Genomic DNA, 17,148 nt, shown 5'->3' on the forward strand with positions numbered 1-17,148 from the left:
CATCCTACTTTAATATGATGACGAATTTCGATTAACAGCCAAGTTTACCTTCTGCGGCCAAGGCTTTTTTGCTACGGATAGGTGCTGGGCAATCTTCGCCGTAATATTGACGGTCAGCAAAGTAGCTTGAGCGCACCATAGGGCCTGCCCAAATGTTAAAGAAGCCAATCTTTTTGCCATAATCCATATAACGCTGGAACTCATCTGGATGAACATAACGATCGACTGGTGCATGGTCTTTACTAGGTTGCAGGTACTGACCAACGGTAATCATATCAACGTTATGGGCTTTTAAATCATCAAGTAGCTTATAGATTTCTTCTTCGGTCTCACCAAGTCCAACCATAAAACCACATTTGGTGGCAATATCAGGACGGCGTTCTTTATATAACTTAAGCAAATCGAGCGAATGCTGATAATCAGAGCCGGGACGGAAGGCTTTATATAAACGAGGCACGGTTTCGATATTATGATTAAAGACATCTGGCGCAGTTTCAGTCAATAAGTCCAAAGCGATATCCATACGACCACGGAAATCTGGCACGAGTATCTCAATCAAGCAGTTTGGGCTTAAAGCGCGAGATTCATTCAATACTTCAACAAAATGGGCAGCACCACCGTCTTTTAAATCATCACGGTCAACCGAGGTAATTACCGCATATTTCAGACCTAGACCCTGAATGGTCTCAGCGGTATGGCGTGGCTCGTCTTTGTCTAACTCATTTGGGCGACCATGACCGACATCGCAAAACGGGCAGCGACGGGTGCAGATATCACCCATAATCATAAAGGTCGCCGTACCATCGGCAAAGCACTGCGGCAGGTTAGGGCAGGCGGCTTCTTCACAGACGGTATAAAGCTTTTGCTCACTCAGAGTTGCTTTAATACGCGCCACTTCCGCAGGTGAGGACATTTTAACCCGAATCCAATCTGGCTTTTTCTTCGCCTCGACGGTCGGAATCACTTTAATTGGGATGCGCGCTACCTTGTCGTAGCCACGTAGCTTTTCGCCTTGGATGGCTTTTTTCGGTTTTGCACGGGCAGCGGGGACGTGGGTTTGTACGGCGTTTGTCATAATCAAATGTTCTCTTAACCCTTGATAGAATAAGGGTTTATGGCATTATTAGAATGTTTTATGAATGCAGCTATTATAGCAGATAACGGGTCAATATTTTTTAGGCAATCTTGTTAAGATAACTAAGAAAGCTACTAAGGATAAAAAGGCTTCCATGAATAAAAAAGCTTGCGTAAATAACAGGGTACTACGAAGCATACCTTTATCGTAGTTTTATTTATTGATATCAATGTCCATGTCATTTAGCACTTCTATGGCAGCGCGAAACGCTTCTTGGCTTGCAGGTGCACCGCAATAAGGCAGGCTATGCATCAATACTTCTCGAATTTCAGCGACGCTAGCACCATTATTTATCGCCCCACGGATATGACCTTTTAGCTCAGCGGGACTTTTTTGCGCAATTAAAAACGCCATGGTAATCAATGAGCGGTATTTGCGCGGCAATACAGAGTCATCTTGCCACGTGCTACCCCAAGCGTGTTCGATAATCCAGTCTTGCAACGGCTGGGTAAATGGTGTTGCTGAGTCAAGCGAGCGTTTAACATGCGCTGCGCCCATCACTTCAGTACGAACTTTTAAACCATTATCGTAATGAGCGTTATTGTCTTTTTCGCTATTTTTCATACTACTATTTTTTAGACTGCTATTGTCCATATTGCTATTATCCTTAATATTCACTCATGGCGTTTGTGTTATAAAACCTTGTATTAAAAAATCGTCTTAGAAAAAATATCTTATAAAGTCGTAGACGTTTAGATAATAAGAGTATAGCAGCCGTGCCATTTTTATTTAACCGCCAATGTAGAAGTCTATGAAGAAATGAATGCAGCAGTCAATGCAGAAAAAGAGCAGGGCAAAAATGAGCGGTAAGGCGACAGGTTTGCTATTTAAGGGCGTCAATCATATTAGTTATGGCACTATTTTTATAATAAATGTCCAATATGGCCTTATTCTGCGCCTTTTCGCCGCACAGCCATTAACATTTTGAGCGTTTTGAGCTATGATTGCACGGATAATTATTCAATGCAGTACATCGATGTAGGCTGTCATCCTGACTACTCACGTGATGTACTGGTCACCAACCGACGAGGACGACTATTGTGTTAGAAGCTTATCGTAAACATGTCGCAGAACGTGCTGAGCTAGGAACTGTACCACTTCCACTAAATGAGAAGCAGGTAGCAGAATTGGTTGAGCTACTCAAAAACCCACCAGCGGGCGAAGATGCGTTCTTAATGGACTTGTTAGAAAACCGTATTCCTGCCGGTGTTGACCAAGCCGCTTATGTTAAAGCTGCATTTTTAGCCGCTATCGTTAAAGGCGAAGCGACTTCACCACTTATTAGCAAGAAAAAAGCTGTTGAAATCTTAGGCACTATGCAAGGTGGTTACAACGTTGCGCCATTAGTTGCGGCATTAGACGACAGCGAAGTCGCACAAGAAGCCGCTGATGCGTTGAAAAAGACATTACTGGTATTTGATGCGTTCAATGACGTGACCGAAAAAGCTGAAGCTGGCAATGACATCGCCAAAGAAGTCGTGCAATCTTGGGCTGACGCTGAGTGGTTCTTAAACCGCCCTGAAGTACCAAAGAAAACCACTTATACAACCTTTAAAGTGACAGGCGAAACCAACACGGATGACTTGTCGCCTGCGCAAGACGCGTGGAGTCGCCCAGATATCCCATTGCATTCATTGGCCATGCACAAAAACTCTCGCGACGGCATCTTTGCTGACGAAGAGGGCGTTGTTGGTCCAATGAAGCAAATCGAAGCTTTGAAAGAAAAAGGTCATCCACTTGCTTATGTCGGCGACGTGGTTGGTACGGGTTCTAGCCGTAAATCTGCAACCAACTCAGTTCTTTGGTTAATGGGCGATGATATTCCGAACGTACCAAACAAACGTGGTGGCGGTCTAGTATTGGGTAACAATATCGCTCCTATCTTCTTTAACACCATGGAAGATTCTGGCGCGTTACCAATTGAAAAAGTAGCGGTTGATAACCTAAACATGGGCGATGTGTTTGACATCTATCCGTATGAAGGCAAAATCACTAAGCATGATTCTGACGAAGTACTGTCAACGTTTACGCTAAACTCGCCAACATTGCTTGACGAAGTTCGCGCAGGCGGCCGTATTCCATTGATCGTTGGTCGTGGTTTGACCAATCGTGCTCGTGAATACATGGGTCTTGGTCATTCAGACGTATTTGCTAAGCCAGAAGAGCCAGCTGATACCGGTAAAGGCTTTACCCTTGCACAAAAAATGGTCGGTAAAGCTTGTGGTCTACAAGGCGTGCGTCCAGGTATGTACTGTGAGCCAAAAATGACGACGGTCGGCTCGCAAGATACCACTGGTCCTATGACCCGTGATGAGCTAAAAGACTTGGCATGTTTGGGCTTCCAAGCAGACCTAGTGATGCAGTCATTCTGTCATACTGCTGCTTATCCAAAGCCAGTTGACGTTGAAACTCAGCATACACTACCTGACTTTATCATGAACCGTGGCGGCGTAAGCTTACGTCCTGGTGATGGTATCATTCACTCATGGTTGAACCGTATGCTACTTCCAGATACCGTTGGTACTGGTGGTGACTCGCATACTCGTTTCCCAATGGGTATCTCGTTCCCAGCTGGTTCTGGTTTGGTTGCATTCGCAGCGGCAACTGGTGTGATGCCACTTGATATGCCTGAATCTGTTCGTGTACGCTTCGTTGGCGAACGTCAGCCTGGTATCACGCTACGTGACTTGGTCCATGCGATTCCTTATCAAGCCATCAAAGAAGGTTATTTGACGGTTGATAAGAAAGGTAAAATCAACGAGTTCAACGGTCGTATTCTTGAAATCGAAGGTCTAGAAGACCTAACTGCTGAGCAAGCGTTTGAGTTATCTGATGCGTCAGCTGAGCGTAGTGCTGCTGGTTGTACCATCACTCTATCTGAAGCGTCTGTGACTGAGTACCTAAACTCAAACATCACCTTGCTTAAGTGGATGATTTCAGAAGGCTATGGCGATGCGCGTACGATTAGCCGCCGTGTTGAGCAAATGCAAGAGTGGCTAGCTAACCCAAGCCTATTGCGTGCTGATGAAGATGCAGAATACGCCATCGACATGACCATCAATATGTCTGATATCAAAGAGCCGATTCTTTGCTGCCCGAACGATCCAGACGATGCTAAAACATTGGCTGACGTGGCCGGTGATACCATTGATGAAGTATTCATTGGTTCATGTATGACCAACATTGGTCACTTCCGTGCAGCGGGTAAACTGCTACAAGATGTACCAGCAGGTAGCCTCAAAACTCGTCTATGGATTGCGCCACCAACGAAAATGGATGCGCGCCAATTGATGGAAGAAGGTTATTACAACATCTACGCACAAGCCGGCGCTCGTACTGAGATGCCAGGTTGTTCACTATGTATGGGTAACCAAGCACGTATCGCACCGAACTCTACTGCGGTATCGACTTCTACCCGTAACTTCCCGAACCGTCTCGGCCAAGGTGCTGACGTTTATCTAGCGTCTGCAGAGCTTGCAGCAGTCGCAGCGGTACTTGGTAAATTGCCAACCAACGACGAATACCAGCAGTACGCTGGCATGCTTGATAGCATGGGCGAGGAAGTCTATCAGTACATGAACTTCGACCGTATGGATTCTTATACGGAAGAAGCCGACAAAATTAACGTTGCTCAGTTGACCTAATTTTGCTTAAAGCTTAAGTTAAGTATTTTTAAGTTTTACAATTCTTATTTAAATAGAAACCCCGTATCGTGATGATGCGGGGTTTTTTTAAATTTAAAATAAATCAATAACGGTTTGCAAACTTTTATTGAGTGCTTATAATCAAAGTGGCTGATTAAATTTTTTGGTTGGCGACTTTACCGTTAAGGTTGACGACAAATCCTAGGGAAAATAAAAATATGCTTGATAAAACGACGCCGCCACCTTTACCGAATTCTGCAATGGTTAATAATCATAGTGCTGAAGCAAACTTTGGCATCCTTGACTGGTTTAAAAAAGCTTTAAGAAATTATACCAATTTCTCTGGTCGTGCTCGACGTAAAGAATATTGGTACTTTGTATTGGTACAAATGGGTTTGATTATTGTAGCGATGATTTTAGATGCCATTATATTTAATTCAGAAACGGGGCTATTCTATATTGTTGTAGCGCTTGGTCTGTTTTTGCCGGGCTTAGCGGTGACTATTCGCAGGTTGCATGATACCAGCCGTTCAGGATGGTGGTTTTTGCTATCTATTTTGCCGTTGATAGGCTCTATTATATTACTGGTATTTTTAGCGAGCGATACCAAGCTTGAAACCAATCAATGGGGTCCACCAGCAAAATAAGCTGCGACTGGTTTCTCTCGTTATCTTATGTATAATATAAGGGCAGGCGGAAACCGTGGCTCTGCATTTTTTTCTCTTTTCTATCTCGGGACGGACCGATACTTTGCTGGGCAACTTTTTTTATACTTAAGTGCTTTGGAGTTTTGGTTGATTACTTTATCCCCACTCAAACGTCGTATCGTCTATGTGACTGTTTTTGAGCTGATTGCTATCATTGCTTCTACCTTTGTACTAATGAAACTCAGCGGCGGCGATGCGGCAGAGTCGTTACCCGTTGCTGTCATGGTGTCGTTGGCCGCTGTTATCTGGAACTTTTTATACAATACGGCTTTTGAAGCGTGGGAGCGGCGCAAGCAGGTTAAAAAACGCACGTTGTTAATCCGCAGTGCTCATGCGTTAGGGTTTGAAGGCGGCTTGGTATTGATTTGCTTACCGCTATATATGATTTGGTATGACGTTGGTTTAATCAAAGCCTTTATGATGGAGGCGGCGTTACTGCTATTTTTCTTGGTTTATACCTTTGTTTTTACCTTGGGTTTTGACAAGATATTTACCTTACCGCATCACTATAAGACCGCTTCTGCTTCTTCATAAGTAAATAGATTAAAGGTATTAATATAGACTTGTCTTTATAGTGTTTTACCCAAAAAAAAGGCTACCTAATGGTAGCCTTTTTGCTGATAGTACAGCAGGTAGCGTTAGAAATTTTTATTTGCCTTGATAAACGGGCTTACGTTTTTCCATAAAGGCGGTGATACCTTCAGCAAAGTCAGCGGTTTTTGCCATCATAGTTTGTTGGTCAACTTCCATATCGAGTGCTTCATTTAGGCCTGCAAAAGCATGAACATTAATCATATGCTTCATTGATGCCAAAGCTTTACCGGGCAGGTTGCTTAGGCGTGTTGCCAATGCCAATACGCTGGCGTCAAGCTCATCTTTGCTTACGACGCTATTAACTAAGTTTAGACGCGCGACATCGTCGCTAGTAAGCTTATCACCTAACATCACAAGCTCAGTCGTTTTCGCCGCCCCAATCAACTGATTCAATAAATAAATGCCACCCGCATCTGGAATCAAACCGATATTGACAAAGGCTTGTACAAATTTGGCATTATCAGCGGCAATACGGAAATCACACGTTAATGCCAAGTTCATCCCAGCGCCAGCCACGGCACCTTCTAGTTTGGCAATAATTGGCTTATGAATATTACGCAGCTTTAAGCTCACTTCTGCCACTTCTCTGAGCATAAAATCAAGCTTTGCCACGAGTGCCTCAGATTCCATGCCGTTTTCTAGCATCTCACCGATATGACCGCCACTAGAGAAATTATTGTTTGACCCTTGCAGCACAATCACGCGTACATCAGTATCTTGATCGGCTTGATTAAGCGCATCCATAATTGCGCCTTTTAATGGCGTGCTAAACGCATTTAGCGTCTTAGGATCATTCATGGTAATGGTGGCAATATGGTTTTCGCTATGATATTCGACCAGAGGTTGTGACATATTTGGTTTCCTTAATGAGAAATTTTAGATAAGCATTGCTGATAACAATGGACGTTATAATGGACAAGGTGTAACAAGTCATGCAAGCTGATTACTATAGCAGCTTGCTATGATTATAAAAGCGGGTTTTGTGGGCGCTTAAGGCACGCTTAAAGAGGTGTGAATTTTATCTATTTCAATAAATATTTACATTATTGAATATATAACGCGTACAGTGCAAAAATAACGCTATGAACTCTCTGCTCGCTGCATTATGCTAAAAGGCAGTAGTTTTAAGGATTTCTTTCATTAAACAAGCAATCAACAAGCAAAAAACAAGGAAGTGATTATGCCAATGATAAATGTGAATAACGTTGATATTTATTATGAAGACAGCGCGCCGGATGATAAGCAAAAGCCAGTGATGGTATTTGCCCATGGACTGCTATGGAATACGCGGATGTATGATAAGCAGGTGGATTACTTTAAATCTGGCTGCCGCTGTATTGCGTTTGATTTTCGTGGGCAAGGTCAGTCTGAGATTACCAAATCAGGCTATGATATGGAGACGCTGACCGAGGATACGCTAGCATTGTTGGATGCGCTAAATATTGAGAAATGTCATTTTTTAGGATTATCCATGGGTGGCTTTGTCGCTCAGCGTATCGCGCTAAAACGTCCAGAGTTACTGTTATCGCTGACCTTACTTGAAACGTCAGCAGACCCTGAAGACCCAAAAAACGTGCCGCAGTATCGAAAATTGATGAAAGCTATCCGCTGGCTTGGTATGAAGCGGGTCAGCCAAAAAGTCATGCCTATTATGTTTGGCAATAGATTTTTGAACGATAAGTCGCGTAAGGCTGACCGCAGAGAGTGGCTTGCGATGCTACAAAGTAATCGTAAAGGCGGGGTCGTTAAGGCGACCACAGGCGTGATTGAGCGCTCGGCCACTTATGATCGGCTAGGGGAAATTACCACGCCGACACTGATTATCGTTGGTGATGAAGATACGGCAACGCCTTATGCAAAGGCGGAGCGTATGCATTTTGCGATTAAAGGCTCTAAGCTTGCGCTTATTAAAGGTGCTGGGCATACAGCGACGGTAGAAGAACCTGAGCAGGTTAATAAAGTGATTAATACCTTTTTAGCAAACTGTGTCTAACTTTGAGCGAGACTGGAACCAGTTTTGAATCAGACATAGCAATTAATAAAATGTTTATACGAAAAAAAGCCGTTATCTTAAATAGGATAACGGCTTTTTTATTGAAACTATTTAAGAAATTAACATTAAAATATTAATTTCAAAACAGCAAGGTTAGCATCTTTATTTATAGCCTTGCCGTATAGTCATTATTAATATCATCAAGGGTGCCAAAAACCTCAGCGCGATTGACGATTTCTGTTGCCCATGCACGGTGCGTGGCAGGCTCGAGCATGGTATCGTTATATTTAAATACCGCTTTTGCCTCGCTATGCAAGATTGCCTGCGCTTCATCCAAGGTGCTTAACGGTACGCAATACGCTTGCTGTACCAAAGCAATCTGGCTTGGGTGAATGACCGTTTTTCCGACCAGTCCCAAGTTTACATCACGCATCAGCTCTTTCATAAACAGCGTTGGTTGCTCTAAGTATTCAAATACTGGCGCGGTAAGATAAAAACCATGCGGTACAAAGCAGCCAAGCAGCTGATAGGCGAGCGTACCAATCGGAGTGTCATAGACGATGCTGTTTTTAGGACGGCGTAAACGCAGCGCTGCAAATAAGTCATTACCACCGATACGCAGGGCAAAAACTGGCTGGCTAAAGGCTTCTTTAAAGCCAATCGCCAACTCTTGATTGTGATGTGGATTAAATAGCGCTGCCGTCTCAAGCGTCGGCATCAATAGCTGCTCAGTGCTTAAATTCTGACAGGCCATACGCCAATTAGACAAGCTATACATATCGACTTTAGGTAAAACAAAACCGTCGACCAAATCAATATGGGCAAAATCTGCCAGCTGCTCTAACATCGCTGGATGACGCGGGCGCACGAAAACCAAAGGTCTGGTTGGCTGATCGGTGTGCGCTTTTGATTGAATGCCATCTTTTTTTGCTGGGTCATTGATACTATCGACATGCGTGGCCCACGTATGTAGCAGCGTTTGTAGACGCTCAAGTGCTAACTCAACATCGCTATGGCTGACCGCATCTTCTAAGCAGATAATAATACTGTTAATCGTCGGTAATTTGTCGCGCGTAATGACTTGCCAAATATCTTGCCGCGTCGCAGGCATATATAGGCTAGCACCCAGCTGATACGGGTGATGGGTATGCGGTTTGAGCATCGCATGACGCTCAGTAATCAGGTGGGCGTAAGACTGATTGTTATTATAAAGATTGGACTCATTGTGGGGCATATCGGACATAGTTGGCATCGTAAATAGTGATAAGTGAATGGTTATAGCAAGAAATCATAGCGTAAGGACGTATGATAAAAACAGCGGTGCTGATGCAGTACTGATGCATTTCTTTCGCAAGGCATCAATACATTAATGAATCATGAGCGATCTGTTGCCCGCTGCTTAATCAGCGTAATCGCTTGATAGGGGAGTATTTTAGCACCTAATACCGTAATATTGATATCACGCTCGCTACATAAATGCCGCAACAACACCGTATCTGGGTGATCGGCGGTTGCCAGTAAGATACGCTCAGGATCACGGCGTAATATCGCCCGTGTCGCCTCTGCAATGGTCGGCTTAATACGGTTGCGGTTGCTAATGTCATACTCTGCTGCCAGCGTATCAATTAAAGCAGCTGTCTGATAGCGTGGTTGCTCAAACGTTTGCAAGTATTGTGGAGATGTAGGCAATGCACGCCGCGTGCTATCAATATGATCAATAAAGGCTAGGCTATGATCTACCGCAACCAAGTTATCATAAAAGACGCTACGATGTAGCCCCGATTGTGGCTCAGTATATAAACTGCGTGATATCAGCCCAGATACGGTGCTGTTTAATAAACCTGATGGAATCAGCCAATCTTCCTCGCTCGCCGCCAACCAAGCAACGCCTGCAGGGTCCGCAAGGGTTAATAGAGGAATAACATTCTCACCCTGATGGAAAATATTGGCAAAATTTGGATGATTAGGGTTGCTAAAGATATCTAAGCTACGAGCCAGCTCTTGATAAATTGCCCCTTTACCCGTCCAGCCGTCGACAAATATAATGGTGCTGTCTGGATGAGCGTCCAATATCATCTGCAGCGCGACTGGATCAAGTCCGCGATCGCGAATGATACTGATACCATAATGCACAGTTGGCAACGCATAGCTGCTATTAGTATCTGACCTTTCATTGTCTAATAGGGCACGTTGTAATAATACGCCAACTGGTAAACCTGCGCGTACCAAGCTGACTAATATTAATGGACGTTCAGTACTTACCGTTTTCTGAAAAATATGATGTAGCGTATAAGCCAAGTTAGCAATATCAGTTGCGGTTCTCGTTGTACCTTGCGCTAATGCCTGCTGATACAATTGCTCATGCATGGCAGTTGGCGCATCCTCTAAGGTTAACATGTCAGAATAATGGCGCTGTCCACTTTGGATGAGCGCTTCTTTTTGACTGACGGGTACATCAGTAACGGCGTTTTTATCAACGATATCAAGCAGTACGGTCACATCGCTAGCAAGATAGCTGCCTGAGCCATATTCCTGCATTTTTTGAATATTAGGGTTCGTTATAGGATGGGTCATAAGATAGTTTCTACTTACAAAAATGCGTTCGATTATTGTTTTTATTTAGGGCGTGTCCTCATTTTAAAAATGAGATAAATTGTAGCCAAACAAGGAAAATAGTGCAGTTAATATCGGGATATTACCCAGCTATTTGACGAAGTTTGGCAAAATTTAGCCATTTTTAGACCATTTAGATGTCCATCGATTGAATTGAGGACACGCCTTAAGAGAGGTTAAGCGTTTAGAATTATTGCGAGCTAAAGCGCTCATGTAGCTGACCATTATTCGGCATGCCGTACCAATCAAGTAGTTGCAAAAATGGTAAATCGGCCAAGCTATCACCAAAACCAAAGCTTGGACGCTGGTTGTCTAAATGCTGGTCTAATAAAAACTGCACCGCATGGTGTTTATGAACCGCGTGCGGCAGTATCGCCAGATTGTTCGCATTGACATGCACATAAAAATCTTGCTCAAAATCACGTATTAACGTTGGTAACTTTTTAGCTAGCTCTACTAACGCTTGATGGTCCTTTTGCCCATGCTTAATAGCCAGATAAATGGTCAGCTCTTCATTAACAGCACCATCATTAAAGTGATCGATATGCGGTGTAAATACCAGCTGGCTGTTGTCATTTCTACTGTGATTGGCAAATAATTGGCTTAGCTGCTGCAATTTATCCTGCAGTGGCGCAAGCTGACTATGCATACGCTTTTGCCACTGAGCTTGTAGCGTGCCGTTTCTATCAAGAATAATTGCACCGTGGGTTAAGACCTGCCAGCTATCAAAAGGCAGCTTAACACGTTTGATTTCACTGCGGTCGCGTGCGGTGACCACTATCAGCTCTGTACTAAGCAGCAGCCAATTAAAGAACGCGGCTTGGCGCTGACTCATAAAACTTAGTGGCTTACCTTGTTTATTAACAGTCGCGCAAACTAGATTTTCAGGTTCAGACGTTGGCAATTCCCATGCATCAATTTTACGTTGGGTTTGAAAAAGCGTATCGTCCAAATCCATCAGCGCGTAGGGTTTGATAATATCGGGATTGGCTTGAAAAAATGGGCTAGTCATAGTATTTACCATAAAAGCGTGCGTAAGGGTTAAATGTGAAAATCAAAGTAGGGTTTAAAGGATAGTTTTAATGGGATAACTTTTATAAGACAGCCTTTGTAAGTTAGCTTTTATAAAACAGCTTAAAGCGTCGGACTCACCACCAAGACATTATCCAAACTTTGCCACATGTCATCGACGCTATCCGCTGATGTTTCCACACACAAAATAATTAAGTCCCAATCGTTAGGCTCAACATTATAAGCAAAGTTGGTCATACCAAGCCCATAGTTGTCGCTAAAACTGAGCATCGTGGTAATAGCGCCCCCAAGGGCAATCGGTGAACGTGTTAACGCGCTAAAATTAACGGTAGAGTTTTGAGTTTGCGTCTCAAGCCATTCAGCCAATAAAAATGGCAGCCAGACAAACTCATTACTGCCCAATACTAAAATACGCTTGGGCAACTGCTCTTTATCAAACTTTTCTTTCTCAAATTGTTCTTTCTCAGATTGGGCTTGCTTATTAAACACCTTGAATGCGGTTTGAAACTTCAAAAGGTAATTATCAAAGCCATCGGTGCTGTCTAGGGTTGGGAAGCGACCCCAATTGCCAGTATCACCTAGCGTATGACTGCCAGCCTCAGTGGTATCGACCGATGGCATGGTAATCGGCTCAGGATTAGGCGCATCCGTCCATGTCCATGCACCAGATAACAAGTGATGACGTTGAAACTTGATATTAGGTAGACGTTTGGCGATTTGGTCAGGCACAGCGTCATCCGAGTCAGCTGCATCCTGATGCTGATGTCGTTCCTGATTTAGGGACCAATCCACCAAAGTGGTCAGATGTACTTGCTCTAAATGATCAAGCCCTGCGTTACGTAAGGCTGTGACGACATTGACGCAAGTATTGCCCGTTGACGCTTCGTCATCCACCATAATCAAGGTTTTGCTCGCTAGTAGCTGTGCTTGAGTGACGTTATCTGCACTTTGATAAATCAGATGCTGGCTGGCGTGACTATGATCTTCGCTAAACGTGGTCAATAAAGAGTGCTTGCTTTTGTCATGATTGCCATCATGTTGCGCATGACGAGTAGAGTTCAATAGCAGCGCATTGGGGTAACGCGTTTGTAGCGCTTGATGTACTCCCGCAGATAAGCCAACGGCAGTTTCGGCCATACCGATGACCAAAATAGGTTCAGGCAAATCATCTGGTACTAGGTTTGCCAAATCAGTAAAAGCATGACGCATGGTGCTAGGCGCGACTGGAATATGGCGACCTAAGACTTTTGATACAAATAGAAATGCGCGTTTAGGATTAATGCGCTGCGCAAATCCAAGCAAGTCTTCTAATTGATAGTGATTGCTTTGTTCTATTCCATCTTTTGCAGTGGCTGAATTGGTTTGATAAGTTAAATCAAGGTTGCCGCGTGGTAAGTTAATGGTTGTGCTGTATTGCTTATTTAGCATTTATTTTCCTTTGGTCTTTCAATTTTTATATCGTTGCAATGACTACTTAACCCTGACATCCTACTAACCACAAAGCACCACGGCTTTTTTTACTCAATTGCGGTGTGGTCAACGCGGCAGCTGTCGTGCGTGACATGCTAGATGAGCCAGATGACTCAGATAAATTATCTAAACTAATCCCAGCGCTCGCGAGTAGGGCGGATAATAACTGAAATTTCACCGCATAGTTCATATTTTGTGCATGCTCGTGGACGAGGCTAGACGTTACCATGCCGATAACTTCGCCAGTCGGTAGTAATAAAGGGCTGCCACTAGAACCGGGTTGAATGGGCGCGGTAAATTGCATATAGCGAATATCATCACCAAACCCTGTCAGTCCTGAAATACAGCCTTGTGTCACTTGTAGTTGGCTGCTCAATCCTGATAATGGAAACCCTAAAGTCGTAATGGTTTCACCCAAATTATCAGTACAACGCTGTGCTAAGGGTAAATAACTTGGCAGCGGCTCGCTTACTCTAATAATGGCTGAATCACTACCGATATCGCTAAGCACCACTTGCGCCTCACGATCAGGCTGCCCTTGTTGTCGAATTCCAATCATCGCCGCCGACTCAATGACATGATAGCAAGTCAATAGATGATAAGGGTCAATAGCAAAAGCCGTCCCTGTCCAAGTTTCACCAGACTGAACGTGTCTTGGCGGGCGCGTATCACTGTTAGGATAGCTCTGCTGCGCACGTTGAGCATCTTGGATAAGGGCGTGCGTATCTGGCGGACGCATATCGAGGCTAATTTGCACATGATGCTCTAGGCTTGCCAATCCTTGCGTAGAGCTTTCACCAAGGGCGCGGCATTTAAATTGTCCATTGCGTCGGTATATTTCTAATATTATTGCTGCTTTAACATGGCGCTCACTTGCGATAAATTCATAGCCAATATCGCCATTGTTTAGCGTTAAATTTACCTTGCTTAATTCGACAGCGGGTAAGTTTAGACTTGGCTCATGATAAACATAAGCAATCAGTTGTAAAAAGCTTACGCCTTGTTTATCAAACAATGCAGGCAAATCCAATTGCCATGCGCTTGGATTATCCTTGCTATTGAGCTGCGCCCACTCTTTTGGTTCATGCAGATAAGCAGGGCTACAAGCAGCTTTACGATGCTCATCTAAAGGCAGCCATAATAGCCCAAGCTGCTCGCCAAATTTTAGCTGATTTGTCGTCGCAAAAGCGACCGAACAATTCGATTGGGCGATAACCGTATTTGCCCCTAACACTAACGTGGTTTGTGCTGTCATCGCCTGCCTCTTATTGAATATATTCGGTTGCCGTCGATTTTTACCGCCGATTTATTACTGCCGATTTTTTATTTCATTGTTTTTACTTACTCGCTAGCATTTTCTTCAATCTTTACGCTAACCATAATTGAGCGTACTTGGCAGGGAATAATTTGCTGTGCAATATCCGCAAGCTTTGGCTTATCGGTTAAGCCCAGCCAGTAGCCAAATCCAACTTGGGTTAAATCGACCCCGCTATGGGTGGTGTAATCAATGCCACCAGAGGGGCGACTGTTAATCTCAAGTACACGATGCTGCCCGTCATCGTCGGCTTTGGTCTGTACGCTGACGATACCATCGCAGCCAAAGGCTTTAATCAGTGGAATAACCACATCCATGACCGCTTGCTCGTAGCCGATATGCTGAATTTTCCCCGTTTTATAACGGGTGACGGCAGCCAGTACTTCACCATATTCGCAAACGACATCGATAGAGTATTCTTGCCCTGATAAATAAGGCATAAGCAACATAGGAATAGGGCGCTCACGCACCATGACACTGTTTGCATAGGCATTGATAAACTGCGTGGTATTGATTTTTTTCTCTTCGGTAAAGTATAAGTGCTCAAAGCTATCGTACTGTTCACCATCGTTTTTGGCTAAATCCAATCGCCAAAAACCTTGGGCAAAAATGCCCGTAACCGGTTTAACGCATAATGGTTGGTGCCCGTGCGTAGCAAGTAACGCCTCAAGCTCTGCGACATTATCAAAGCGCCAAGCTTCTGCCACTGGAATATCGTGCTGATGACACTGCTGCATAAAGGTAAATTTATCATCTATCGCTTCTAACGCCGCCACACTTGTCGCGCCAGTCAATAAACGAATGCCAGCCGCGTTAAACGCCTCACGGTGGGCTTCGTAATCAATACCATTGCGTCCAGTCAGTAACACTTTAACGTTGTTTTTCTGAGCTTGCTCTAAGACAAACTGCCAACGCGGCATCAATGGCTCAACAGGTTCGAGCATTGCTTGCTCATCGCTATCTGTAGCGCTTGCAGATGGCTCACGGTAAATGCTATCGGCAAATTCAAAAATCTCAGGTCTATTATGACGGTGTGACGCGATAATGCTAAATGGCGTATCAGATTGGGCTTTTAGGGTTTGCAGGCTGGCTAACATATCACGCTGGCTTGACTGACCTTCAGCTAACCAAACGGCAGATGGCGCGGCAGTCGACGTTGTATGAGGGCTATCGTTAGCGGGGGTTTTCATAATTCTCTCAGCGTTATCATAAATTTTAGAAGGGAATAACTGGGACTGGCATTTAATAAGGTAATAACCCAAGGCGCGATACGGCGTTGGTTAACAGTATTGATTAACAGCGTTTATTAACAGTGTTGGTTATAGCAGGGTCTATTATATACAAATGCTAAGCGTTATAAATGCTGCTGACAAAATAGCATTAAGGATTTGTAAAAATGTTTTTGCAGCGTTGTTAACGCCTTGTTGAACGGTGCCGTGCACTGTAAAAATCAGGCGCTATCCATGCTACTATATAGCGATAGCCAATCTCACCTATATAAACAAATAATAAATAACCTAAAGGATAAATGATGAGTCAACCTCAAAAACTGATTGCTGGCGCTAATGCACCGCTGCCAACGGATAATATCAGCATTCGTATTTTAAGCCAAAGCGCCATTGATTGCGCCGCTTATCGCCTGACCACTGAAGGCAAAGTACGTGGCGATGGCGACATGATATTTTATGGTCAAACGCGTAGCGATGATGGCAGCGTCAGTTTCCGTGGTCATGATAGCGATGGATTTTTTGATATTAACTTACCTGCGCAGCCTGCGAATATTGAAAAGATAGCCCTTGCGTTTTCTAGTGCGCAAACGCTTGCGCAAGTCGGCGATGTGGATATTCAGGTTTTACAAGGCAGCCAAGTGCTGATGACTTGTCAGTTAAGTGCTGCTGGACGTAATGAAAAAGCCATTATTTTAGCAGAGTGTTACCGCCGCCAAGGCAGTTGGAAATTCCGTTTTATCGCCCAAGGTTTTGAAGGTGGCTTAAAGCCGTTATCTGAACATTTCGGTGTTGAAATTGCCGATGAAGCCCCAGCTCAAAGCCAGTCACAAAATCAAGCGCAAAGCCAATCTCAATCTATCAATACGCAAAGACCTATCAATACGCAAAAAGCGGGTAGTGCGCCTCAAACAACGCCGCCGCCGCCAATTCCTACAGCTTCTCAAAATCCATCAATTAACCTAAGTAAAATAACCTTAACCAAAAACCAATCTAGCATCAATCTAAAAAAACGCGATGATTTTGGTAAAATTTCTGTCAATCTTAATTGGAATCAGCGCCCAGATAGCAGCACACAAGCCCCTAAAAAAGGCTTGCTAGGCGACCTGTTTAAGCAGCATAAAGCCGCTGGTATTGACCTTGATGTTGGGGCGATGATTCATCTGAAAAATGGTGAAAAAACGCTGATTCAGGCCTTGGGCAATCGCTTTGGTAATCTACAATCAGCGCCTTATGTATTGTTGCGTGCCGATGATAGAACCGGACAAGTCAGCGGCGGTGAGTGGCTTGATATCAATGGGCAACAGTGGGCGCAGATTGAGGAAGGGTTTATCTTTGCTTTTATCTACGAAGGTGCACCAAATTGGGCGCAAACCGCTGGCGTCGTAACCATTCATGTACCCGACCAGCCACCGATTG

General features: G+C 44.1%; 14 protein-coding genes. 5 read left to right on the plus strand and 9 right to left on the minus strand.

Annotated features, from left to right (window positions below):
- Positions 1–31: 31 nt before the first annotated feature.
- Positions 32–1,075, minus strand: a complete 1,044-nt coding sequence (lipA, locus tag JMX94_RS02870; RefSeq protein WP_201563013.1) for a lipoyl synthase — start codon at positions 1,073–1,075, stop codon at positions 32–34.
- A gap of 213 nt (positions 1,076–1,288) precedes the next feature.
- Positions 1,289–1,699, minus strand: a complete 411-nt coding sequence (locus JMX94_RS02875; RefSeq protein WP_201563056.1) for a carboxymuconolactone decarboxylase family protein — start codon at positions 1,697–1,699, stop codon at positions 1,289–1,291.
- A 476-nt stretch (positions 1,700–2,175) separates the two neighbouring features.
- On the opposite strand from JMX94_RS02875, the gene acnB reads away from it, so the two are divergent.
- From acnB to JMX94_RS02890, 3 genes are all read left to right on the plus strand, one after another.
- The gene (acnB, locus tag JMX94_RS02880) at positions 2,176–4,779 is read left to right on the plus strand and encodes a bifunctional aconitate hydratase 2/2-methylisocitrate dehydratase (protein ID WP_201563015.1); all 2,604 of its coding nucleotides are present in this window, start codon (positions 2,176–2,178) and stop codon (positions 4,777–4,779) included.
- A 218-nt stretch (positions 4,780–4,997) separates the two neighbouring features.
- Positions 4,998–5,426 (plus strand): DUF805 domain-containing protein, encoded by a 429-nt coding sequence (locus JMX94_RS02885; RefSeq protein ID WP_201563017.1) that lies wholly within the window; start codon positions 4,998–5,000, stop codon positions 5,424–5,426.
- 147 nt (positions 5,427–5,573) lie between these two features.
- Positions 5,574–6,020, plus strand: coding sequence for a PACE efflux transporter (locus tag JMX94_RS02890; protein ID WP_201625183.1), 447 nt, complete (start codon positions 5,574–5,576; stop codon positions 6,018–6,020).
- A 114-nt stretch (positions 6,021–6,134) separates the two neighbouring features.
- Here the strand turns inward: JMX94_RS02890 and JMX94_RS02895 are convergent, their stop codons facing one another.
- Positions 6,135–6,932 (minus strand): enoyl-CoA hydratase/isomerase family protein, encoded by a 798-nt coding sequence (locus JMX94_RS02895; protein ID WP_201563021.1) that lies wholly within the window; start codon positions 6,930–6,932, stop codon positions 6,135–6,137.
- 328 nt (positions 6,933–7,260) lie between these two features.
- Here JMX94_RS02895 and JMX94_RS02900 point away from each other — a divergent pair, with 328 nt between their 5' ends.
- Positions 7,261–8,073, plus strand: coding sequence for an alpha/beta fold hydrolase (locus tag JMX94_RS02900; protein WP_201563023.1), 813 nt, complete (start codon positions 7,261–7,263; stop codon positions 8,071–8,073).
- A gap of 166 nt (positions 8,074–8,239) precedes the next feature.
- Here JMX94_RS02900 and JMX94_RS02905 read toward each other — a convergent pair whose 3' ends face one another.
- The 6 genes from JMX94_RS02905 to JMX94_RS02930 form a co-directional block, all read right to left on the minus strand.
- The gene (locus JMX94_RS02905; RefSeq protein WP_201563025.1) at positions 8,240–9,316 is read right to left on the minus strand and encodes an HpcH/HpaI aldolase/citrate lyase family protein; all 1,077 of its coding nucleotides are present in this window, start codon (positions 9,314–9,316) and stop codon (positions 8,240–8,242) included.
- Between the two features lie 131 nt (positions 9,317–9,447).
- Entirely contained in the window at positions 9,448–10,647 is a 1,200-nt protein-coding gene (locus JMX94_RS02910; RefSeq protein WP_201563027.1) for a cysteine protease StiP domain-containing protein, read from the minus strand.
- 229 nt (positions 10,648–10,876) lie between these two features.
- Positions 10,877–11,698, minus strand: coding sequence for an HAD hydrolase family protein (locus tag JMX94_RS02915; RefSeq protein ID WP_201563029.1), 822 nt, complete (start codon positions 11,696–11,698; stop codon positions 10,877–10,879).
- A 122-nt stretch (positions 11,699–11,820) separates the two neighbouring features.
- On the minus strand, positions 11,821–13,146 hold the full coding sequence (locus tag JMX94_RS02920) for a phosphoribosyltransferase domain-containing protein (protein WP_201563031.1): 1,326 nt from the start codon (positions 13,144–13,146) through the stop codon (positions 11,821–11,823).
- Positions 13,147–13,192: 46 nt separating this feature from the next.
- Positions 13,193–14,443 carry a trypsin-like peptidase domain-containing protein gene (locus tag JMX94_RS02925; protein WP_201563033.1) on the minus strand — a complete coding sequence of 417 codons (1,251 nt, stop codon included), beginning with the start codon at positions 14,441–14,443 and terminating at the stop codon, positions 13,193–13,195.
- An 86-nt stretch (positions 14,444–14,529) separates the two neighbouring features.
- Positions 14,530–15,693 carry an ATP-grasp domain-containing protein gene (locus tag JMX94_RS02930; RefSeq protein WP_201563035.1) on the minus strand — a complete coding sequence of 388 codons (1,164 nt, stop codon included), beginning with the start codon at positions 15,691–15,693 and terminating at the stop codon, positions 14,530–14,532.
- 341 nt (positions 15,694–16,034) lie between these two features.
- Between JMX94_RS02930 and JMX94_RS02935 the strand changes: the two genes are divergently transcribed.
- A partial coding sequence (locus JMX94_RS02935) for a TerD family protein (RefSeq protein ID WP_201563037.1) occupies positions 16,035–17,148 on the plus strand: 1,114 nt, incomplete at its 3' end.

Origin of the sequence: Psychrobacter sp. CMS30 (genome assembly GCF_904846565.1) — a bacterium.
GTDB classification, from domain to species: domain Bacteria; phylum Pseudomonadota; class Gammaproteobacteria; order Pseudomonadales; family Moraxellaceae; genus Psychrobacter; species Psychrobacter maritimus.